A 22,200-nucleotide genomic window follows, 5' to 3' on the forward strand; every position below is an offset into this window, starting at 1 on the left:
TCACTCCGCGCACTCACCCACTCGATGCAATGGCTACCCTAACCTGCGCCTTTCAATAACCTGCCAGCCCAAGAAAGCGCAGACAGACTCGGCACCGCACAGATCAATGCACCATTATGATGCGATGATCTGCACCGATTTCTATACTCTCCCTGTTTTGGTTCACCTCTTACCCCGCGCGCTGCGCTGAAACGTAGCTGAAACGGCGGCGCCAGCAGATAACACGCGTCTTTTCGGGGCTTTGGTTTGCTTCTTGCATTTTCCTGCCCATTGCCGGATGCCTGCCCATGACCCTGAACGACACACTGCACCGCCTGTTGCTGGATAACCTGACCACTGCGACCATTCTGCTCGATGGCGACCTGCGCCTCGAATACATGAATCCCGCAGCGGAGATGCTCCTGGCCGTCAGTGGCCAGCGCAGCCATGGCCAGTTCATCAGCGAGCTGTTCACCGAGTCGCCGGAAGCACTCAGCTCCCTGCGCCAAGCCGTCGACCACGCGCACCCCTTCACCAAGCGCGAAGCCATGCTCACCGCGCTGAACGGGCAGACCCTCACCGTCGACTACGCGGTAACGCCAATTCTCAGCCTTGGTCAGACCCTGCTGCTGCTGGAAGTGCACCCGCGCGACCGCCTGCTGCGCATCACCAAGGAAGAGGCGCAGCTGTCCAAGCAGGAAACCACCAAGCTGCTGGTACGCGGCCTGGCCCACGAGATCAAGAATCCGCTCGGCGGCATCCGTGGCGCGGCGCAGCTGCTGGCCCGCGAGCTGCCGGAAGAAAGCCTCAAGGATTACACCAACGTGATCATCGAGGAGGCCGACCGCCTGCGTAACCTGGTCGACCGCATGCTCGGCTCGAACAAGCTGCCGAGCCTCGCCATGACCAACGTGCATGAAGTGCTGGAACGGGTCAGCAGCCTGATCGAAGCAGAATGCCAGGGCAGCATCACCCTGGTGCGCGACTACGACCCGAGCATCCCCGATGTACTGATCGACCGCGAGCAGATGATCCAGGCCGTGCTCAATATCGTGCGTAACGCCATGCAGGCCCTCGCCGCCCAGAGCGACCTGCGCCTGGGTCGCATCAGCCTGCGCACCCGCACCCTGCGCCAGTTCACCATCGGCCACACCCGCCACCGCCTGGTGGTGAAAGTGGAAATCATCGACAACGGTCCGGGCATCCCGCCCGAGCTGCAGGAAACCATCTTCTACCCCATGGTCAGCGGCCGTCCGGACGGTACCGGGCTGGGCCTGGCCATCACCCAGAACATCATCAGTCAGCACCAGGGGCTGATCGAGTGCGAGAGCCACCCCGGCCATACCGTGTTCTCGATCTTCCTGCCCCTGGAACAAGGAGCCTCTTAGTCATGAGCCGCAGTGAAACCGTCTGGATTGTCGATGACGACCGTTCCATCCGCTGGGTGCTGGAAAAGGCCCTGCAACAGGAAGGCATGACCACCCAGAGTTTCGACAGCGCCGACGGCGTGCTGAGCCGCCTCGCCCGCCAGCAGCCGGACGTGATCATCTCCGACATCCGCATGCCGGGCGCCAGCGGCCTGGAATTGCTGGCACGCATTCGCGACCTGCACCCGCGCCTGCCGGTGATCATCATGACCGCGCACTCCGACCTGGACAGCGCCGTGGCCTCCTACCAGGGCGGTGCCTTCGAGTACCTGCCCAAGCCGTTCGACGTCGATGAAGCAGTGTCCCTAGTCAAGCGCGCCAACCAGCACGCCCAGGAGCAGCAAGGCCTGGCCGCGCCAGTCGAAGAGGCGCGCACCCCGGAAATCATCGGCGAAGCGCCGGCCATGCAGGAGGTGTTCCGCGCCATCGGCCGCCTCTCGCACTCCAACATCACCGTGCTGATCAACGGCGAGTCGGGTACCGGTAAAGAGCTGGTCGCCCACGCCCTGCACCGCCACAGCCCACGGGCTGCCTCGCCGTTCATCGCGCTGAACATGGCGGCGATCCCGAAAGACCTGATGGAGTCCGAACTGTTCGGCCACGAAAAAGGTGCCTTCACCGGCGCGGCCAACCAGCGTCGCGGGCGCTTCGAGCAGGCCGACGGCGGCACCCTGTTCCTCGACGAGATCGGCGATATGCCGGCCGACACCCAGACCCGCCTGCTGCGCGTGCTGGCCGACGGCGAGTTCTACCGGGTCGGCGGCCACACCCCGGTCAAGGTCGACGTGCGCATCATCGCCGCCACCCACCAGAATCTGGAAACCCTGGTGCAGGCCGGCAAATTCCGCGAAGACCTGTTCCACCGCCTCAACGTGATCCGCATCCACATCCCGCGCCTGTCGGATCGCCGCGAAGACATCCCCACCCTGGCCCGCCACTTCCTCGCCCGCGCTGCGCAAGAACTGGCCGTCGAGCCCAAACTGCTGAAGAGCGAGACCGAGGACTACCTCAAGCACCTGCCATGGCCAGGCAACGTGCGCCAGCTGGAGAACACCTGCCGCTGGATCACGGTGATGGCCTCCGGCCGCGAAGTGCATGTCGACGACCTGCCGCCGGAGCTGCTCACCCAGCCCCAGGAAAGCGCGCCGGCGAGCAACTGGGAACAGGCCCTGCGCCAGTGGGCCGACCAGTCCCTCGGTCGTGGCCAGTCGAGCCTGCTGGACAGCGCCGTACCAACCTTCGAGCGGATCATGATCGAGACCGCCCTCAAGCACACCGCCGGCCGCCGCCGCGATGCCGCCGTGCTGCTGGGTTGGGGGCGCAACACCCTGACCCGCAAGATCAAGGAGCTGGGCATGAAGGTCGACGGCGCGGATGACGACGACGGCGACGAATAAGCCGCAGGTTCATTGCCAGCCATAAGAGACGGGGCCAATCCAGGCTGTGTGAAAACACGCTGAATGACGGTCCAACCAACGCCCCGACTGGTTCGGGGCGTTGGCATTTCAGGGCGAAGAAAAGTGAACGGAGGCCTCAGCCCATCCACTCGATCAACCGAGCGACACCGAGCACCTGAATGGCCCGTTTCAAGTTAGGTGGTCAGCCGTGGTACTGCGCCGACAGCTCGTGCACCGCCTCGAAGAAGGCCTTGGCGTGGGCCGGGTCGACTTCCGGGGTGATGCCGTGGCCGAGGTTGAAGACCTGGCCGCTGCCCTGGCCGTAGCTGGCGAGGATGCGCCCGACCTCGGCACGGATCGCCGCCGGGTTGGCATACAGCACACTCGGATCCATGTTGCCCTGCAGGGCCACCTTGGCGCCGACGCGGGCGCGGGCGCTGCCGATGTCGCAGGTCCAGTCCAGGCCCAGAGCCTCGGCGCCGGTGTCGGCCATGGACTCCAGCCACAGGCCGCCACCCTTGGTGAACAGGATCACCGGCACGCGGCGACCATCGTGTTCGCGGATCAGGCCGTCGACGATCTTCTTCATGTAAGCCAGGGAGAATTCCTGGTAGGCCGCCGCCGACAGGCTGCCGCCCCAGGAGTCGAAGATCTGTACGGCCTGAACGCCGGCCTTGATCTGCCCGTTGAGGTAGCTGGTGACCGACTGCGCCAGCTTGTCGAGCAGCGCGTGCATGGCCTGCGGGTTGTCGTAGAGCATGGCCTTGGACTTGCGGAAGTCCTTCGACGAGCCGCCCTCGACCATGTAGGTGGCCAGGGTCCAGGGGCTGCCGGAGAAGCCGATCAGCGGCACACGGCCGTTCAGCTCGCGACGGATATTGCGCACCGCGTCCATCACGTAGCCCAGGTCCTGCTCCGGATCGGGGATCGGCAGGGCCTCGATGTCGGCCAGGCTGCTGATCACCTTCTGGAAGCGCGGGCCTTCGCCGGTCTCGAAGTACAGGCCCTGGCCCATGGCGTCGGGGATGGTCAGGATGTCGGAGAACAGGATCGCCGCGTCCAGCTGCGGGTAGCGGTCCAGCGGCTGGATGGTCACTTCGCAGGCCAGCTCGGGGTTCTTCATCAGGTTGACGAAGTTGCCGGCCTTGGCCCGGGTGGCACGGTATTCCGGCAGGTAACGACCGGCCTGGCGCATCATCCACACCGGGGTGACGTCGACGGGCTGCTTGAGCAGGGCACGGAGGAAACGGTCGTTCTTCAGGACGGACATCGGCAGGATTCCTGGAAATGCGGCTGGGAAACTTCACGGCGGGAGTATGGCGGCAGCGCTCGGCGGCGTCCCCCTCCTCCGGGCGGGCGCCTGGATTGCAGACGCGCCGCGCGCCGTGGCGCAGAAAAAGTGCGCGCATTTTCGCAGACCACCAAACAAAAGGCACGGCGAGTGCCGTGCCTTTCGTCTTTCGCGACCTTATGCCGCGCCCGTGTCACCAGGCCTTGTAGGGCAGGAACTTGCCGTTGAGCACGATCTGCACGCGATCGCCCTTGGGGTCGGCAACCCGCGAGATATCCATACTGAAGTCGATGGCACTCATGATGCCGTCGCCGAATTCCTCGTTGATCAGCTCCTTGATGGTGTCGCCGTAGACATTGATCATCTCGTAGAAGCGGTACACCAGCGGGTCGGTCGGCACGCTCTTGTCCCAGTGCTTGTGCGGGAAAGCCTGCAGGGCCAGGGCGACCTCACCGGGAAGATCCAGCCTGCGGCACAGGGCCTCGGCCTTGCCGGCCGGCATGCTGTTCATGCCCAGGCAGGCCGAGGTGGTCCACACCGGCGACATCTCGATAGCCCGGGCCAGCTCGGCCCAGCTCAGATCGAGACGCTGGCGGGCCTCGCTGATGGCCGCACTCATCTGCTGCTTGTCCATGGAAAAACTCCTTCACTACGGTCATGGGCAGCGCCAGGCGGCGTGCCGGATAGGGTGTGTGAGGAGACGAAGCAGGAGTCGTACCAGGCGAACGGCGGCCAAGCCCAGCGCATACGGGCAGCGCACCGGCACGCGCTGCGTGCAGTCTTGAGAGGCTTGCGTACAGAGAGGATTGATCCGCGCGGCTAGCGGACGTAGGCGCGCAGACGCCCCAGGATGGGGCGTCGAGGATCAGACGCCGAGGTAGTCGAGAATACCTTCGGCGGCATTGCGGCCTTCGAAGATCGCCGTCACCACCAGGTCGGAACCACGGACCATGTCGCCACCGGCGAAGATCTTCGGGTTGCTGGTCTGGTGCTTGAACTGGCTCTGCTCCGGCGCCACCACGCGGCCCTGGCTGTCGGTGGCGATCTGGAAGTCGCTGAACCAGGCCGCCGGGCTCGGACGGAAACCGAAGGCGATCAGCACGGCGTCGGCCGGGATGATTTCCTCGGAACCGGGGATCGGCTCGGGGCTGCGACGGCCACGGGCGTCCGGTTCGCCGAGACGGGTCTCGACCACCTTGACGCCTTCCACCTTGTCCTCGCCGACGATGGCGATGGGCTGGCGGTTGAAGAGGAACTTCACGCCCTCTTCCTTGGCGTTCTTCACTTCCTTGCGCGAGCCCGGCATGTTTTCTTCGTCACGACGGTAGGCGCAAGTGACCGACTTGGCACCCTGGCGGATGGAGGTGCGGTTGCAGTCCATCGCCGTGTCGCCGCCGCCGAGAACGACAATGCGCTTGCCCTTCATGTCGATGAAGTCCTCGGGGGACTTCTCGAAACCGAGGTTGCGGTTGACGTTGGCGATCAGGAAGTCGAGGGCATCGCTGACGCCCGGCAGGTCTTCACCGGGGAAGCCGCCCTTCATGTAGGTGTAGGTGCCCATGCCCATGAACACGGCATCGTACTCATCCAGCAGCTGCTGCAGGGTGATGTCCTTGCCGATCTCGGTGTTCAGGCGGAACTCGATGCCCATGCCGGTGAAGATGTCGCGGCGGCGGCTGAGTACGCTCTTTTCCAGCTTGAACTCGGGGATGCCGAAGGTCAGCAGGCCACCGATTTCCGGGTTCTTGTCGAACACCACCGGGGTCACGCCGTTGCGCACCAGCACGTCGGCGCAGCCGAGGCCGGCCGGACCGGCACCGATCACCGCCACGCGCTTGCCGGTCGGCTTGACCTTGGACATGTCCGGACGCCAGCCCATGGCAAACGCCGTGTCGGTGATGTACTTCTCCACCGAACCGATGGTCACCGCGCCGAAGCCGTCGTTGAGGGTGCAGGCACCTTCGCACAGACGGTCCTGCGGGCACACGCGGCCGCAGACTTCCGGCAGGGTGTTGGTCTGGTGGCTCAGCTCGGCGGCAGCCAGGATGTTGCCCTCGGAAACCAGCTTCAACCAGTTGGGAATGAAGTTGTGCACCGGGCACTTCCACTCGCAGTACGGGTTGCCGCAGCCCAGGCAACGGTGTGCCTGGTCGGCGGCCTGGGCCGGCTTGAAGGGTTCGTAGATTTCCACGAACTCCTTTTTGCGCTGGCGCAGGAGCTTCTTCTTCGGATCCTTGCGCCCGACTTCGATGAACTGGAAGTCGTTATTCAGACGTTCAGTCATTTCAAAACCTCATCAAACTACTTCAGGCGCAATTACTGCGGGTTAGCACGGGTGCTGCTGAGCAACGAGCCCAGGCTGGCCGCTTTCGGTTTGACCAGCCAGAACTTGCGCAGGTAGTCGTCCAGGTTTTCCAACAGGTTGCGGCCCCACTCGCTGGTCGTCTCCGCCACATACTCGGCCAGCACGCCGCGCAGGTGACTGCGGTAGGCTTCCATGGCTTCGTTGTTGATGCGTTGGATTTCCACCAGCTCGTGGTTGACGCGGTCGACGAAGGTATTGTCCAGGTCGAGCACGTAGGCGAAGCCGCCGGTCATGCCGGAACCGAAGTTGACCCCGGTCTTGCCCAGCACGCAGACGAAGCCGCCGGTCATGTATTCGCAGCAATGGTCACCGGTGCCTTCCACCACGGCGTGGGCGCCGGAGTTACGCACACCGAAACGCTCGCCCGCGGTACCGACGGCGAACAGCTTGCCGCCGGTGGCGCCGTACAGGCAGGTGTTACCGATGATCGCCGATTCCTGGGTCTTGAACGGGCTGCCCTTGGGCGGAACGATGACCAGCTTGCCGCCGGTCATGCCCTTGCCGACGTAGTCGTTGGCGTCGCCTTCCAGGTACATGTGCAGGCCACCGGCGTTCCATACACCGAAGCTCTGCCCAGCGGTGCCCTTGAAGCGGAAGGTCAGCGGTGCGTCCTTCATGCCCTGGTTGCCGTGCTGCTTGGCGATCTCGCCGGAAATCCGCGCGCCGATCGAACGGTCGCAGTTGCAGATATCCAGCTCGTACTCGCCGCCGCTCTTGCCGGCGATGGCGGCCTTGGCCAGTTCAACCATCTTCTCGGCCAGCAGGCCCTGGTCGAACGGCGGGTTGCGGTCGACTTCGCAGAACTGCGGCTTGTCGGCCGGTACGTGATCGCTGCCGAGCAGCGGCGACAGGTCGAGGTGCTGCTGCTTGGCGGTTTCACCCGGCAGCATCTCGAGCAGGTCGGTACGCCCGATCAGCTCGCCCAGGCTGCGCACGCCCAGCTTGGCCAGCCACTCGCGGGTATCTTCGGCGACGTAGGTGAAGTAGTTCACCACCATCTCGACGGTACCGATGAAGTGGTCCTTGCGCAGCTTGTCGTTCTGCGTGGCGACGCCGGTGGCGCAGTTGTTCAGGTGGCAGATGCGCAGGTATTTGCAGCCCAGGGCGACCATCGGCCCGGTGCCGAAGCCGAAGCTCTCGGCGCCGAGGATGGCGGCCTTGATCACGTCGAGGCCGGTCTTCAGGCCGCCGTCGGTTTGCACCCGCACCTTGCCACGCAGGTCGTTGCCGCGCAGGGTCTGGTGGGTTTCAGCCAGGCCGAGTTCCCACGGGCTGCCGGCGTACTTGATCGAGCTCAGCGGCGAAGCGCCGGTGCCGCCGTCGTAGCCGGAGATGGTGATCAGATCTGCATAGGCCTTGGCCACACCGGCGGCGATGGTGCCGACACCGGCTTCCGCCACCAGCTTGACCGAGACCAGCGCCTGCGGGTTGACCTGCTTGAGGTCGAAAATCAGCTGCGACAGGTCTTCGATCGAGTAGATGTCGTGGTGCGGCGGCGGTGAGATCAGGGTCACGCCGGGTACCGCATAGCGCAGACGGGCGATCAGGCCATTGACCTTGCCGCCGGGCAGCTGGCCGCCTTCACCGGGCTTGGCGCCCTGAGCCACTTTGATCTGCAGCACTTCGGCGTTGACCAGGTATTCCGGGGTCACACCGAAACGGCCGGTGGCCACCTGCTTGATCTTCGAGCTGCGCACGGTGCCGTAACGGGCCGGGTCTTCGCCGCCCTCACCGGAGTTGGAGCGACCACCGATGCGGTTCATCGCCTCGGCGATGGCTTCGTGGGCTTCCGGCGACAGCGCGCCGAGGGAAATCCCGGCGGCATCGAAACGCTTGAAGATCGCCTGCAGCGGCTCGACCTGATCGAGCGGCAGCGGCTGCTCGGCCAACTTGACCTGCAGCAGGTCACGCAGCATCGATACCGGGCGGGTATCGACCAGCGCCGCGTATTCCTTGTACTTGTCGTAGCTGCCCTGCTGCACGGCGGCCTGCAGGGTGTTGACCACGTCCGGGTTGTAGGCGTGGTACTCGCCACCGTAGACGAACTTGAGCAGGCCACCTTGCTGGATCGGCTTGCGGTTGTTCCAGGCTTCGCCGGCCAGCAGCTTCTGCTCGGCCTCGATATCGACGAAGCGCGCGCCTTTCAGGCGGCTGGCCACGCCACGGAAGCTCAGGTCGACCACTTCCTCGGCCAGACCAACGGCTTCGAACAGCTGCGCGCCGCGGTAGGAAGCAACCGTGGAGATGCCCATCTTCGACAGGATCTTCAGCAGGCCCTTGGAGATGCCCTTGCGGTAGTGCTTGAACACTTCGTCCAGATCGCCGAGCACTTCGCCGGTGCGGATCAGGTCGGCCAGCACTTCGTAGGCCAGGTACGGGTACACCGCCGAGGCGCCGAAACCGAGCAGCACGGCGAAGTGGTGCGGGTCACGGGCGGTGGCAGTTTCGACCAGGATGTTGCTGTCGCAACGCAGGCCGGTCTCGGTCAGACGGTGGTGCACGGCACCCACAGCCAGCGAGGCGTGAGCCGGCAGTTTGCCCGGGCCGATGTGGCGGTCGGTCAGCACCAGCAGGGCCTTGCCAGCACGTACGGCTTCTTCGGCCTGGTCGGCGATATTGCGCACCGCGGCTTCGAGACCGATGCTCTCGTCATAGTTGAGGTCGATGACATGGCGCTCGAAGCCCGGCTCGTTGAGGGCCATCAGCGAACGCCACTTGGCCGGCGAGATCACCGGCGAGCTGAGGATCACGCGGCTGGCATGCGCCGGCGACTCCTGGAAGATGTTGCGCTCGGCACCGAGGCAGATCTCCAGCGACATGACGATGGCTTCGCGCAGCGGGTCGATCGGCGGGTTGGTGACCTGGGCGAACTGCTGACGGAAGTAGTCATAGGTCGAGCGCACGCGCTTGGACAGCACGGCCATCGGCGTATCGTCGCCCATCGAACCGACCGCTTCCTGGCCCTGCTCGGCCAGCGGACGCAGCACCTGGTCACGCTCCTCGAAGGTGACCTGGAACATCTTCATGAACTGCTTGAGCTGATCAGCGTCGTAGCTGGCCACGCCCTGGTCGTCGGCCAGGGTCGCCTGGATGCGCACGGCGCCCTGACGTAGCCACTGCTTGTACGGGTGGCGCGACTTCAGGCGATTGTCGATGTCGTCGGTGTTGAGCACCTGACCGGTCTCGGTATCCACCGCGAGGATCTGCCCCGGACCGACACGGCCCTTGGCGATCACGTCTTCCGGCTGGTAGTCCCACACGCCGATTTCCGAGGCGAGGGTGATGTAGCCGTTCTTGGTGGTGACCCAGCGCGCCGGGCGCAGGCCGTTGCGGTCGAGCAGGCAGACCGCGTAGCGACCGTCGGTCAGCACCACGCCGGCCGGGCCGTCCCACGGCTCCATGTGCATGGAGTTGTACTCATAGAACGCACGCAGGTCAGCGTCCATGGTCTCCATGTTCTGCCAGGCCGGCGGGATGATCATGCGCACGCCACGGAACAGGTCGATGCCGCCGGTGACCATCAGCTCGAGCATGTTGTCCATGCTCGAGGAGTCGGAACCAACGCGGTTGACCAGCGGGCCGAGCTCTTCCAGATCGGGAATCAGCTCGTTGGCAAACTTGGTGCGACGGGCCTGGGCCCAGTTGCGGTTGCCGGTGATGGTGTTGATCTCGCCGTTGTGGGCGAGGAAGCGGAACGGCTGCGCCAGCGGCCATTTCGGCAGGGTGTTGGTGGAGAAACGCTGGTGGAATACGCAAATGGCGGTCTGCAGACGCTCGTCACCCAGGTCCGGGTAGAACTGCTGCAGGTCGGCCGGCATCATCAGGCCTTTATAGATGATGGTCTTGGGCGAAAAGCTGCAGATGTAGTGGTCGGTGTCGGCGGCGTTGGCCACCGAGGAGCGACGACGGGCGCTGAACAGCTTGATGGCGAATTCCTGGTCGGACAGGCCTTCGCCGCCGATGAACACCTGCTCGATCTGTGGCAGGCGCTCCAGGGCCAGGCGGCCGAGTACGCTGGTATCGACCGGCACCTTGCGCCAGCCGACCAGGGTCAGACCGGCGGCGAGGATTTCGCGATTCATGTTCGCGCGCGCGGCTTCGGCCTTGGCGTTGTCCTGGTTGAAGAACACCATGCCGACGGCGTACTGCTGCGGCAGCTCGACGCTGAAATGCTGCACGGACATGGCGCGCAGGAACTGGTCCGGCTTCTGGATCAGCAGACCACAACCGTCACCGGTCTTGCCGTCGGCGTTAATCCCGCCGCGGTGGGTCATACAGGTCAGGGCTTCAATGGCAGTCTGCAGCAAGTGATGGCTTGCCTCGCCCTGCATATGGGCGATCAAACCGAAGCCGCAGTTATCCTTGAACTCATCAGGATGGTACAGACCTGCTTTCATAGGGACTCTCACCAGGCTGCCTTTAAAGGCAAATTGCTTTCTAATTCATCGACCTACCTGCCGCGCGCGCAGGAGCAAGCTCCAGCTTGGTGCAGGCAAAGGGCAGACATTGTACATACGCACCCCTGACGTCACAAATCTTCGTGACGGCGGGATGAATTCTTATGTCGCACTAGCGAAAGGCAGCGACCGACGGCTCGTGCTAGCACCGACCGGTCACCAAATGACAGGCAAATCACAGGCCACTTAGAACCTGCCTGGGATCTTTTGAGCGAGAGCCGGGCAAGGCGCAATTGGGCGAGGGCGCGGAGTTCACGAGGTGTAAATGAGCAGTACTCGCTTCACTCGCCCTTCGGACCGCGCTGAAGCGCGTTAGCCGTAAGCGGCTTGCCGAGCCCAATTGACCAGCCTTCGGCTGTTACTGCGTTGCAACGCAGCACGGTCGACAATCAAGGGATCCAAGGCAGGCTCTAACGAGCCTGCACCGCCTCTTGCTGAATACTGGCAAAGCTACGCGGCCACGGCTTACCGGCCTGCACGCTAGCCGGCAGCGACTTGATCGCCGCTTGCGCCGCCGCCCGACTGGAGAACTTGCCATAGGTCACTACATACAGTGGCTGCCCCTGGTGCATCTTCTTGAAGTAGCGGTACTCGGCGCCGTTCTTACTCACGAAGGTCTGGGCACCTGCCTCCGAGCGGGTACCGAGGATCTGCAGGGCAAACTGACTGGCTGGCTGCGCACCGTACCAACCGGTACTGGCAGAACCAACCTTGGCCACAGCGACTGGCGCAGGCTTGACCGCTACCGGCTTGACTACAGGAGCCGGCTTGGCCGCCACCACCGGAGCAGGAGCTGGCGCGGCAATAGGCCGCACCGACTGAGCAACCGCAGCGACCGGTTGCACTGGAGCAACCGGCACCACAGGCGCAACCGGAGCGACTGGTGCTGGCGCAGCGACGGGATCCGCCTGGGCAATAGGCTGCGCAGAAGGCAAAGCCGTCAGGCTTTCCGCCTCACCACCCTCCTCACCTTCGTCCATACCGGAAGCCTGTGCCAAGGGTTCACGAATAACCGGCTGCGCCTCACCCACCAGAGGCAAGGGCAACGGCTGACTGGTACCCGCGAACTCTATGGCGGCGCCCCCCTCAGGTTTGGTAGCTGGCGCCGGCACGGCACTCTCGGTTGCCGCCACTGGCGCTACCGCATCAGGTAGCACCGCTACTGGCGCATCCACAGCCGAAAGCTCCTGGCGCCCCTGCATGAACCAAGCGGCACCCAGCCCAAGGACTACCACTGCCACCGCCAACAGATGCTTCTTCGGCAAACCAAGCGCACCACTTGCCGCGCTCGCGGCACTGCGCTGCGCCAGCATTGCTTCGATCAATACATCGCGCGCAACCTGGTTGATCCCGCCCGGCCAGCCGCCGGAGCTGATATGGATATCACTGACCTGGTCATCGGTAAGCAGCTCGACACCCTGACCTGCACCATCCAGGCGCTGCGCCAGATATTCGCGAGTTTCATCCTCGCTGTAAGGCAGCAGTTCGATCGCATGGAAGCGCTCCTCACCGTCAGCCAGAGCGTCCAGGCGCGAGACAAGCTCAGGCTCGGCAAACAGGAATACATGCGGGCGAGCTTCGGCGGTACCCGCCGCCAAGGTCAGCAGACCTTCAATGGCAGCATCTGCCAACAGCTCGGCATCGTCGACCAGCAGATAGACTTCCTGACCGGTAAGCGCCAACTGGGCAATGTGCGCCAGGATGCTGCGCACATCCAGCTGCTGAATCCCCAAGCCCTGAGCAACCTGACGCAGAACACCGGCCACATCTCCCGCGCCACGCGCAGAGACAACCACGCTATGCACGGCCTGCTTGTTGGTACTGGCAACCAGTGCCTGACGCAGCAGTGTCTTGCCGCTACCGAGCGGGCCAGTGACCACCAACAGCAGTTGGCTGTAGCGCGCGAGATGATGCAGCTGCCCGAGCACCGGTTTGCGCTGCGCCGGGAAGAAACGAAAACCAGGAACGCGTGCAGCGAACGGGTCATGGCTGAACTGGTAATGGCCCAGATAGGCCTCATCGGCATGCAGACTGGTCATGGAGCTCTCGTTATTGATCAAGTTGTGCCACCAGAGCGCTGTAATCAGCACTCAGCGTGGCATCTAACACTTCACGCGGAAACTCATCGGTCACGGTGGCTTCGCCCATGCGGCGCAGCAACACCAGGCGCATACGGCCATCGAGGACCTTCTTGTCTACCGCCATGTGTTCGAGGAAATGCTCGGGCGTCATCTCAGCAGGTGGCACCACTGGCAGACCAGCCTTGATCAGCAGCCGCAACGCGCGGTCTCGCTCATCCGAGGAAATCCACCCCAGGCGCGTAGACATCTCCAGCGCCATTGCAGTTCCAGCGCCAACTGCCTCGCCATGCAGCCAGACGCCATAGCCCATATGGGTTTCTATGGCATGACCAAATGTATGGCCGAGGTTGAGAATCGCACGCAGCCCGGACTCACGCTCATCCGCCCCGACAACTCGCGCCTTGGCAGCACAGGAGCGTTCGATTGCCTCGATGAGTGCCTGGCCATCGAGGGCACGCAGCGCATCGATATGCTGTTCAAGCCAGGCCAGGAAGTCTTCATCGCAAATCAGGCCGTATTTGATGACTTCGGCTAATCCTGCAGACAACTCGCGCACAGGCAGGGTCGCCAGCACCGCGGTATCGATAATCACGGCCTGGGGCTGATAGAAAGCCCCAATCATGTTCTTGCCCAGCGGATGATTGATCCCGGTCTTGCCACCGACAGACGAGTCAACCTGGGACAGCAGCGTGGTCGGCACCTGAATGAAATCCACCCCACGCTGGTAACAGGCTGCAGCGAACCCCGCCATATCACCAATCACACCGCCGCCCAGGGCAATCACGGTGGTACGGCGATCATGTCGAGCCTGCAACAGACCGTCGAAAATCAGCTGAAGGGTTTCCCATGTCTTGAAGGCTTCGCCATCGGGCAGCACGATTGCCGTCAGTTCGCAGCCAGCCAAGCTGGCCTCGAGCTTTTGCAGATAGAGTGGAGCAACGGTTTCGTTGGTTACGATAGCCACCTGGCGTCCCGCCAGATGCGCCTTGAACAGATCGGCACGAGCCAGCAGACCCGCACCTATGTAGATGGGATAACTGCGCTCACCTAGATCGACTGTAAGAGTCCGCATGACGCCCCCGTTATGAAAGGGCACTAGGATAGCGCAGTTAGGCCTGTCCTTTAATGGGGAGCAAGCGCATCAAGTCGGTCGATGATTTCCTGCACCACCATGCGTGGCGGGCGCTCATCGGTCTCGACAATCACATCAGCGATCTCGCGGTACAACGGGTCGCGAATTTCCATCAGATTGGCGAGCACTTTAGCGGGGTCAGAGTTACGCAAGAGCGGGCGATTGCGATCACGAGAAGTGCGATCCAACTGCTGCTCAACTGACGCATGCAGATAAACCACACGACCACCAGTACTAAGCGCCTGGCGGTTCTCGAGGCGCAATACCACGCCGCCGCCCGTCGCGATCACCGCACCAGAAAGCTCGCAAAGCTCCGCGATCATCGACTGCTCGCGCTCACGAAAGCCTTGCTCACCCTCCACATCAAAGATCCAGGGAATATCGGCACCGGTACGCTGCTCGATTTCCTTGTCTGAATCCTTGAACTGCAGTTTCAACTCTTTTGCCAACAACCGCCCGATGGTGCTTTTACCAGCCCCCATCGGGCCAACCAGTATCAAATTCCGCACAGCATCACGGGCTCACTGCAATGGCTTGATTGTTCATGATACGCGGGGTGAGGAACACCAGTAGCTCAGACTTGGAATCCTGAACCACGTCACGACGGAACAGGCGACCGATATACGGCATATCACCCAGCAACGGCACCTTGTCGACAGACTTGGACTGCGTGTTACTGAAAATACCGCCGATCACGATGGTTTCACCGTCGCTCACCAGTACCTTTGCATTGACTTCGTTAGTCAGAATCGAAGGTGTACCATTCACTTGGTTGGAGAAATCCGCCGCATCCTTGTTGACCTTCACCTCGATAATCACACGATTATCCGGGGTAATCTGCGGCGTGACCTCCAGGGACAGGTTGGCCTCGGCGAAAGCCGTGGTGGCTGCACCACTGGAGGAAGCTTCCGGATACGGAATCTTCGCACCCTTGAGGATCTTGGCGGTTTCCTTATCCGAGGTAACGACCTTCGGCTGGGAAATGATTTCACCGTTACCGGTCTTCTCCATGGCCGACAGCTCAAGATCCAGCAGAGTATTATCGGTGATGAAGCCCAGGTTCAGCCCCGCAGTACGACCTGCTGCACCGAGATCAACAAAGTTACCGGCCTGAAACTCCAGCGGATCGGTGTCCTTCTCGAGACTGTTGCTGCCACCAGCAACCCAGTTGTTGTCACCAAGCCCCACACCACGCCACTCAACCCCCAGCTCTTTGTCAAAATCCACGTTCGCTTCGACGATACGGGCCTCGACCATCACCTGGCGCACCGGAATATCGAGCTGAGTCACGATACGGCGCAGCTCGTCTATTCGCTCCTGAGTCAGATAAGCGATCAGGCTGTTGGTTCGATCATCGAAAATGATCTTGCCGCGCACGTCCTTCTCCAGACTGCCCTGATCGTTTGCATCCTCAAAAAGCTTGGCGATATCGGAGGCCTTGGCGTAGTTCAGTTGAACCACCTCACGACGCAGCGGAGCCAGTTCAGCCAGCTGCTGCTTGGCCTCAAGCTCCTGACGCTCACGGGCCGCAATTTCGTCAGCCGGCGCCACCAGAAGCACATTGCCGACCTTGCGCTTATCGAGCCCACGAGTCTTCAGCACCAGATCCAGCGCTTGGTCCCATGGCACATTCTGCAAACGCAGAGTGATGTTGCCCTGCACCGTGTCGCTGGCCACTAGGTTCAGATCGGTGAAGTCAGCAATCAGCTGGAGAACCGAACGAACATCAATATCCTGGAAATTCAGCGAAAGCTTCTCGCCGGTGTAGGCAAAACGCTCAGCCTTACGCTTCTCTACATCGTCCTGAGTGAGCGGCTTAACACTGATGGTCAGCTTGTTATCTGCCTGGAACACCAGGTAATCATAGAAACCAGTAGGCTCTACAGTTACGGAAGCACCATCGCCCTTGGCCACTGCGTTAACGAATTGAACCGGAGTTGCAAAGTCTTTCACATCCAGACGAGCACGCAATGCCTCAGGTAATTGAGTCTTGGCGAAGTCCAGACGAATCTTGCCACCCTGCTCCTGGATATCCGGACTCACAGTCGGATCGGACAAATCGATGACAACATTGCCTTCGCCCATTTCGCCGCGCTGAAAATCAATACCCTTGATTGCACGACCGACTGGCGCATATGCCTGCACTGGTTGAGGAACCGCGCTTGAGCCACTCTGCGCCGCACTTACATTCGCAGTATCACCCACAACCACATAGAGACTCTTGCCATCGGCACGAGTGCTGTATGGAGCGAGAGTAGAGAGGTTGATAATCAGGCGGGTACGATCTTTTGCTTCTACAACCGTCACGCTACGTGCATTGCCCACACCAAGCTCACGATTCTTCGCACCCAGTTTATTGGCAACGCCGGGCATATCCAGCGCAATTCGAGCTGGCTGCTCAATGGTGTAGCCCCGCGGGGCAGCAACAGGCTCGTCGAAAGTAAGCTTCAGTTCGACTTTGTCACCAGGTAGCGAAGCCACATCTAGAGCTTCGAGGTTTGCAGCCAGCAATGCAGGCGCAAACATGGCAACAACAAGCGAAATGCCAAGACGAGATAAAGAGCTATTCATCAGCCTGTTCCATTCTGCAGATCTATAATTGTTTTTCATGATTGACCCCGCCATTAAGAGCGCTCTTTGAGAGTAAGACTGCGAGGACGCTCGAGCCATCCACCCTCACCATCGGGAACAATTTCAGTCACATCCACTTTTGCCTCGTCAACCAGGGTCACTCGACCGTGATTGCGCCCCAGATAATCACCGACCTTGACTCGATGCACGCCACCCGCACCACGAACCAGTGCATAGGTAGCCCCATCATTGGCCAAGGTTCCGACCATCTCGAAAGTTTCAATATTGAAGCCTTCAAGGAACTGACGAACACGCGCCTCATCAGGCTTGATATCTTTCGAGCCTTTCTGCTGCGCCGCAAGATCAATTTTTATCGGTGGCTGGAACGGGCTGCGGAGCGCAGCGGCACCATAAGTAAAAGCTTCATAAGGCTGAAATTTTGGCAAAGGCTCAATGGAACCCTTGGGGCGAGCGCGCTCCTGATCCATAAACGTTTGCAGGTCAGAAAAATCATTGCCTCCCATGCAACCAGACAGGGCAGAAGCCAGTAACACGCTAAAGAACAAACGAACGACTGTCATTTCTTCAGCTCCTGGTCGTTGTATCGATAGGTTTTCGCAAGAACACTCATATTCAACCGCGAAACGCTATCTGCCTCAGCTGGTTTAATCTCGAAATCGTGCAGTGTCACAATTCGCGGCAGACTGGCAACGCCACTGACAAATGTAGCCAGATCGTGGTAACTGCCAACCACCGATATCTGAATGGGGAGCTCAATATAGAACTGCTGAGTCACCTCTGGCTGAAGCTTGATTTCTTCAAACTCCAAGCCACTTCCTAAGCCAGTCCTGGTAATATCCTCAAGCAAGCCTGGTACTTCAGTATCGCTAGGCAACTGCCGCAGCAATGCACCAAATGACTCTTCCATTTCCGTCATCTGCACCTTGTAAGCGTCCAGATTGGCGGCCTGAAAAGCCTTTGTAGAAAACTGCTGTTTCAGTGCTCCCTCCTCGGCGCGCTTAATATCCAGCCCCCCCTGCAGATCCTGCAGGTAAAGATAGTAGCCGAGAGCAACAGCACCGATTAGCAGCAATATGCAGGCTATGCCTTTAACCGCTACGGGCCAAGACCCAACATTATTAAAGTCAAGATCAGAAAAATCGACCTTGCGCAAAGACTCCAGAGACTCAGAAAGGCTCATTATTTTTTACCTCCTGCTTTGCCCTGTGTCTTTTTCTTGCCACCTTTCTCGACAACAGCCTCTTCCTCAGCCTCTTCACCCGGCCGAGTCTGCTTGACGGTGAGTTTGAATACGTTGGCCTGATCGACCGCACCTGCGGTAATGGCCTTGACCTCGGTCAAGTTCGGTTCTTTCAGCCAATCGGACGAGTCCAGGTTACGCATAAGGTTGGAAACCCGGTTATTCGACTCTGCAGCGCCTGTTATGGCGATCGACTTGCCCGTCATCTTCAACTCGGTGAAAAAGACACCATCGGGCAGGGTACGCACGAACTGATCAAAAACCCGGCCAATGATTGGACGATTGCCCTGCAGATCCTGGATGATTTTCATCCGCTCAAGCAGCTGCTCACGACGAGTTTTCAGCTCGCTGATTTCTTTGATTCGAGCATCGAGCACTGCAATTTCCTTGCGCACGAATTCGTTACGCGCAGTCTGCTGCTCAATGGCCGAGTTCAAATATTGACCGGCGAGAAATACCAAGCCCGCCGAAACCACAAGTACGCCACCAAGGGCTACCAGAAAACGCTGCTTGCGCTCTTCTCGCAGCTGTTCGCGCCAGGGAAGAAGGTTGATCCGTGCCATCAGTCAAAACTCCTCATCGCCAGACCACAGGCAATCATCAAGGACGGTGCGTCACTTGCAAGCGCACCCGCATTGACCTTGCTACCCAGCGCCATATCGGCAAACGGGTTGGCAACCTGGGTAGGAGTACCGATCTTTTGCTGAATCAGTCGATCAAGATCCGGGATAGATGCCGTCCCTCCCGCAAGCAGGATGTAGTCGACATCATTGAACTGCCCAGCAGCGAAGAAGAACTGCAGCGAACGAGAGACCTGCTGCACCACAGCTTCCTTGAATGGCTGCAGCACTTCACTGTCGTAGTCATCCGGCAGGCCGCCCTGCTTCTTGGCCAGCCCGGCTTCTTCTACCGACAGGCCGTAGCGCCGCTGAATTTCTTCAGTCAGCTGACGACCACCAAACATCTGCTCGCGGGTGTAGATGGTTCGCCCATTATGCAGAACACTTAGCGTGGTCATGGTCGCGCCAATGTCGACCACTGCGACCGTCAGCTCGTCATGACCACTGCCCAGCTGAGCGGCAAGCAAACCGTAGGCACGCTCAAGCGCATAGGCTTCGACATCGACGACCTTGGCAGTAAGCCCGGACAACGCCAGGGCTGCCTCACGGACCTCGACGTTCTCTTTCCGGCAAGCCGCCAGCAGCACTTCGACGCGTTCCGGGTTGCGTGCAGATGCACCCTGAACCTCGAAGTCGATGGCAACCTCTTCCAGCGGATAGGGGATGTATTGGTCTGCTTCGATCTTCAGCTGATTTTCCAGCTCGTCATCGTTGAGACCGGACTCCATTTCGATCGTCTTGGTGATCACCGCAGAACCGGCAACGGCAACGGCAACCGAACGCACACCGGTCTTGGCCTTGGCCAACACCCGCGAAAGCGCCTGCCCGACACCTTCCAGCTCGGCAATGTTCTTTTCGACGACAGCGTTTGGGGGGAGCGGCTCGACAGCGTAGGCCTCTACTTTGTAGCGGCTTCCTGAGCGACTCAATTCGAGGAGCTTGACCGAGGTCGAACTGATGTCGATCCCCAGAAGCGTGTTCGCTTTCTTATTGAAGAGCCCTAGCACGACCGATTTCCTATCTGCATCCGAGACTTACGGACTATTTATGTTTTTCCACATTAAATAGCAGTCTTGACAGAAGCGCAAATGGCTACCCTGCAAAAAAACCGCTTATAATGTGAACAGTTTTTCTCTTTTCGCACCAACCAGCGCTTAACCCATTCTTTTATCTGGAAATCCAAGAGCCCTAATGCGCCTGCTGAAGTTTTTCTGGTGGTCTTGTGTCGCCGTTTTTTGTGGGCTAACCCTCAGTTTCAGCGGCGCCTTCCTCTATCTTAGCCCCGGCCTGCCATCCGTCGAGTCGCTGCGCAGCATCCAGCTCCAGATTCCCCTGCGGGTCTACAGCAGCGATAACAAGCTGATTGCCGAATTTGGCGAGATGCGCCGCTCGCCTATCCGCTTCGAGGACATCCCTCAGGACTTCATCCACGCGCTGCTGGCAGCCGAAGACGACAATTTTGCCAATCATTATGGCGTCGACTTCACCAGCCTGATGCGCGCTGCCACTCAGTTATTATCAAGCGGCCACATCCAGACTGGCGGCAGCACCATCACCATGCAGGTGGCGAAGAACTTCTTCCTCACCAACGAACGCAGCTTCTCACGCAAGATCAGTGAAATCCTCCTGGCCCTGCAGATCGAACGAGAACTGAGCAAGAACGAAATCCTCGAGCTCTACGTCAACAAGATTTACCTGGGCAACCGCGCCTACGGCATTGAGGCTGCGGCACAGGTCTATTACGGCAAGTCGATCCGCGAGACCAGCCTGGCCCAGATGGCCATGATTGCCGGCCTGCCCAAGGCCCCATCACGCTATAACCCACTGATCAACCCCGAGCGCAGCATGGAGCGCCGCGACTGGATTCTCGGACGCATGCTCAAGCTCGGCGCCATTGATCAGGCCCGTTATGACTCCGCCGTCGCGGAGCCTGTCGCTGTCCGCCACCATGTCCAGCCGCCAGAACTGAATGCACCCTATATTGCAGAAATGGCCCGTGCAGAAATGGTCGGCCGCTATGGCAGCGACGCCTATACCGAAGGGTTCCGCGTCACCACCACCATACCCGCAGCATTGCAGGAGGCCGCCAATCAGTCCCTGCATGATGGCCTGATCAGCTATGACCAACGCCACGGCTACCGCGGCCCGGAAACCCGCCTACCCGGCCTGACCCGCGAGGCCTGGCTGCAGGAGCTGAGCAAGCACAAAAGCATTGGCGGCCTGGAGCCGATGATCGTCAGCCAGGTCGAAAAGAGTGGCATTCTGGTGCTCGACCGCAGCGGCCAGGAATCCCCGGTCGCCTGGGACAGCATGAAATGGGCACGCCCCTTCCTCAACACCAACAGCCTGGGACCGCGTCCGCAGCAGCCAGCCGACGTGGTACAGATCGGCGACCTGGTGCGCGTCGAGCGCGAAGCCAAGGACAATAATCTGCTGTTCCGCCAGATTCCGGCCGCACAGAGCGCACTGGTCTCACTCGACCCACAGAACGGCGCCATCCGTGCCCTGGTCGGCGGCTTCTCCTTCGAGCAGAGCAATTACAACCGTGCCGCCCAGGCCAAGCGCCAACCCGGCTCCAGCTTCAAACCATTCATCTATAGCGCCGCCCTCGACAGCGGCTTCACCGCCGCCAGCCTGGTCAACGATGCCCCCATCGTGTTCCAGGAGGCCGGCATGGATGAGGCCTGGCGACCGAAGAACGACAACAACACCTTCCTCGGCCCAATCCGCCTGCGCGAAGCCTTGTACAAGTCGCGCAACCTGGTATCGATTCGCCTGCTGCAGACCATCGGCATCGACTACAGCCTCAACTACATCAGCAACTTCGGCTTCAATAAGCAGGACTTGCCGCGCAACCTGTCGCTGGCACTCGGTACCGCCAACCTCACCCCGCTGGAAATCGCCACCGGCTGGACCGCCTTTGCCAATGGCGGCTACAAGATCCAGCCCTACCTGATCGAACGCATCGACAGCCGAGACGGCAAGGCATTGTTCATCGCCAACCCGCCGCGCACGGCGATCAGTGCGAACAACCTGGAAGAGCAGAATGCTGTCGCGCTGTCGCAGGATCCCAATGCCGAAATAATCAAACCGGTAATTGCCGAACAGATCGTCGACGAGCGCACTGCCTACATCCTCACCAACATGCTGCAGGACGTGATCAAGCGCGGCACCGGCCGCCGCGCGCTGGCCATGGGGCGTGGCGACCTGGCGGGCAAGACCGGCACCACCAACGAGTCCAAGGACAGCTGGTTCTCCGGCTATAACGCCGACTATGTCACCACCGTCTGGTCCGGCTTCGATCAGCCGGAAAGCCTCGGCCGCCACGAGTACGGCGGCACCGTGGCGCTGCCGATCTGGATGAGCTACATGAGCGCAGCTCTCAAGGACAAGCCCGAGCACCTGCCACCCGAGCCGGCTGGCCTGCTGACCCTGCGCATCGATCCGATCAGCGGCCGTGCCGCCTCACCTGGCGCGCCCGACGCCTACTTCGAGCTATTCAAGAGCGAGGACTCGCCGCCGCCAACCAGCGAACTGGACGGCCTGGCCATCCCAGGTAGCCCATTGCCGGCTGACGAAGCCACACCTATCGATCTGTTTTAAGCAGGACAGACACCCA

15 protein-coding genes are annotated in these 22,200 nt (G+C 60.9%); 3 read left to right on the plus strand and 12 right to left on the minus strand.

Going from position 1 to position 22,200, the window contains the following annotated elements:
• Positions 1 to 287 precede the first annotated feature (287 nt).
• Together glnL and ntrC are read left to right on the plus strand one after the other, a co-directional pair.
• The gene (gene glnL, locus LRS11_RS03300; RefSeq protein WP_260495500.1) at positions 288 to 1,367 is read left to right on the plus strand and encodes a nitrogen regulation protein NR(II); all 1,080 of its coding nucleotides are present in this window, start codon (positions 288 to 290) and stop codon (positions 1,365 to 1,367) included.
• A gap of 2 nt (positions 1,368 to 1,369) precedes the next feature.
• Positions 1,370 to 2,803: a nitrogen regulation protein NR(I) gene (gene ntrC, locus LRS11_RS03305; protein WP_260495501.1), complete on the plus strand. Its 1,434-nt coding sequence runs from the start codon at positions 1,370 to 1,372 to the stop codon at positions 2,801 to 2,803.
• A gap of 202 nt (positions 2,804 to 3,005) precedes the next feature.
• Here the strand turns inward: ntrC and hemE are convergent, their stop codons facing one another.
• The 12 genes from hemE to LRS11_RS03365 form a co-directional block, all read right to left on the minus strand.
• Positions 3,006 to 4,073: a uroporphyrinogen decarboxylase gene (gene hemE / locus LRS11_RS03310; protein ID WP_260495502.1), complete on the minus strand. Its 1,068-nt coding sequence runs from the start codon at positions 4,071 to 4,073 to the stop codon at positions 3,006 to 3,008.
• Between the two features lie 214 nt (positions 4,074 to 4,287).
• A complete protein-coding gene (cynS, locus tag LRS11_RS03315; RefSeq protein ID WP_260495503.1) occupies positions 4,288 to 4,728 on the minus strand; it encodes a cyanase in 441 nt (146 codons plus the stop codon).
• Positions 4,729 to 4,959: 231 nt separating this feature from the next.
• Positions 4,960 to 6,378, minus strand: a complete 1,419-nt coding sequence (locus LRS11_RS03320; RefSeq protein ID WP_260495504.1) for an FAD-dependent oxidoreductase — start codon at positions 6,376 to 6,378, stop codon at positions 4,960 to 4,962.
• A 32-nt stretch (positions 6,379 to 6,410) separates the two neighbouring features.
• Positions 6,411 to 10,856, minus strand: coding sequence for a glutamate synthase large subunit (gene gltB / locus LRS11_RS03325; RefSeq protein WP_260495505.1), 4,446 nt, complete (start codon positions 10,854 to 10,856; stop codon positions 6,411 to 6,413).
• A gap of 470 nt (positions 10,857 to 11,326) precedes the next feature.
• Positions 11,327 to 12,955: an AAA family ATPase gene (locus tag LRS11_RS03330; protein WP_260495506.1), complete on the minus strand. Its 1,629-nt coding sequence runs from the start codon at positions 12,953 to 12,955 to the stop codon at positions 11,327 to 11,329.
• 10 nt (positions 12,956 to 12,965) lie between these two features.
• Positions 12,966 to 14,069, minus strand: a complete 1,104-nt coding sequence (aroB, locus tag LRS11_RS03335; protein WP_260495507.1) for a 3-dehydroquinate synthase — start codon at positions 14,067 to 14,069, stop codon at positions 12,966 to 12,968.
• Positions 14,070 to 14,119: 50 nt separating this feature from the next.
• Entirely contained in the window at positions 14,120 to 14,638 is a 519-nt protein-coding gene (aroK, locus tag LRS11_RS03340) for a shikimate kinase AroK (protein ID WP_260495508.1), read from the minus strand.
• Between the two features lie 4 nt (positions 14,639 to 14,642).
• Positions 14,643 to 16,700 carry a type IV pilus secretin PilQ gene (gene pilQ / locus LRS11_RS03345; RefSeq protein WP_260495509.1) on the minus strand — a complete coding sequence of 686 codons (2,058 nt, stop codon included), beginning with the start codon at positions 16,698 to 16,700 and terminating at the stop codon, positions 14,643 to 14,645.
• A 53-nt stretch (positions 16,701 to 16,753) separates the two neighbouring features.
• Entirely contained in the window at positions 16,754 to 17,281 is a 528-nt protein-coding gene (pilP, locus tag LRS11_RS03350; RefSeq protein WP_260495510.1) for a type 4a pilus biogenesis lipoprotein PilP, read from the minus strand.
• The gene (gene pilO / locus LRS11_RS03355) at positions 17,278 to 17,901 is read right to left on the minus strand and encodes a type 4a pilus biogenesis protein PilO (protein WP_260495511.1); all 624 of its coding nucleotides are present in this window, start codon (positions 17,899 to 17,901) and stop codon (positions 17,278 to 17,280) included. Before pilO ends, pilP begins: the two co-directional genes overlap by 4 nt.
• Positions 17,901 to 18,524 (minus strand): PilN domain-containing protein, encoded by a 624-nt coding sequence (locus LRS11_RS03360; protein ID WP_260495512.1) that lies wholly within the window; start codon positions 18,522 to 18,524, stop codon positions 17,901 to 17,903. Before LRS11_RS03360 ends, pilO begins: the two co-directional genes overlap by 1 nt.
• Positions 18,524 to 19,588, minus strand: coding sequence for a pilus assembly protein PilM (locus LRS11_RS03365; protein WP_182832240.1), 1,065 nt, complete (start codon positions 19,586 to 19,588; stop codon positions 18,524 to 18,526). Before LRS11_RS03365 ends, LRS11_RS03360 begins: the two co-directional genes overlap by 1 nt.
• A gap of 184 nt (positions 19,589 to 19,772) precedes the next feature.
• Between LRS11_RS03365 and LRS11_RS03370 the strand changes: the two genes are divergently transcribed.
• Positions 19,773 to 22,184, plus strand: a complete 2,412-nt coding sequence (locus LRS11_RS03370) for a penicillin-binding protein 1A (protein ID WP_260495513.1) — start codon at positions 19,773 to 19,775, stop codon at positions 22,182 to 22,184.
• Positions 22,185 to 22,200: the final 16 nt, after the last annotated feature.

This window comes from Pseudomonas sp. J452, from assembly GCF_024666525.1.
GTDB lineage: Bacteria > Pseudomonadota > Gammaproteobacteria > Pseudomonadales > Pseudomonadaceae > Aquipseudomonas.

Excerpts from the sequence above, each read along its gene's own strand:
- glnL (WP_260495500.1), top strand. The coding sequence starts at position 288 with ATGACCCTGAACGACACACTGCACCGCCTGTTGCTGGATAACCTGACC.
- ntrC (WP_260495501.1), top strand. The coding sequence starts at position 1,370 with ATGAGCCGCAGTGAAACCGTCTGGATTGTCGATGACGACCGTTCCATC.
- hemE (WP_260495502.1), bottom strand. The coding sequence starts at position 4,073 with ATGTCCGTCCTGAAGAACGACCGTTTCCTCCGTGCCCTGCTCAAGCAG.
- cynS (WP_260495503.1), bottom strand. The coding sequence starts at position 4,728 with ATGGACAAGCAGCAGATGAGTGCGGCCATCAGCGAGGCCCGCCAGCGT.
- LRS11_RS03320 (WP_260495504.1), bottom strand. The coding sequence starts at position 6,378 with ATGACTGAACGTCTGAATAACGACTTCCAGTTCATCGAAGTCGGGCGC.
- gltB (WP_260495505.1), bottom strand. The coding sequence starts at position 10,856 with ATGAAAGCAGGTCTGTACCATCCTGATGAGTTCAAGGATAACTGCGGC.
- LRS11_RS03330 (WP_260495506.1), bottom strand. The coding sequence starts at position 12,955 with ATGACCAGTCTGCATGCCGATGAGGCCTATCTGGGCCATTACCAGTTC.
- aroB (WP_260495507.1), bottom strand. The coding sequence starts at position 14,069 with ATGCGGACTCTTACAGTCGATCTAGGTGAGCGCAGTTATCCCATCTAC.
- pilQ (WP_260495509.1), bottom strand. The coding sequence starts at position 16,700 with ATGAATAGCTCTTTATCTCGTCTTGGCATTTCGCTTGTTGTTGCCATG.
- pilP (WP_260495510.1), bottom strand. The coding sequence starts at position 17,281 with ATGACAGTCGTTCGTTTGTTCTTTAGCGTGTTACTGGCTTCTGCCCTG.
- pilO (WP_260495511.1), bottom strand. The coding sequence starts at position 17,901 with ATGAGCCTTTCTGAGTCTCTGGAGTCTTTGCGCAAGGTCGATTTTTCT.
- LRS11_RS03360 (WP_260495512.1), bottom strand. The coding sequence starts at position 18,524 with ATGGCACGGATCAACCTTCTTCCCTGGCGCGAACAGCTGCGAGAAGAG.
- LRS11_RS03370 (WP_260495513.1), top strand. The coding sequence starts at position 19,773 with ATGCGCCTGCTGAAGTTTTTCTGGTGGTCTTGTGTCGCCGTTTTTTGT.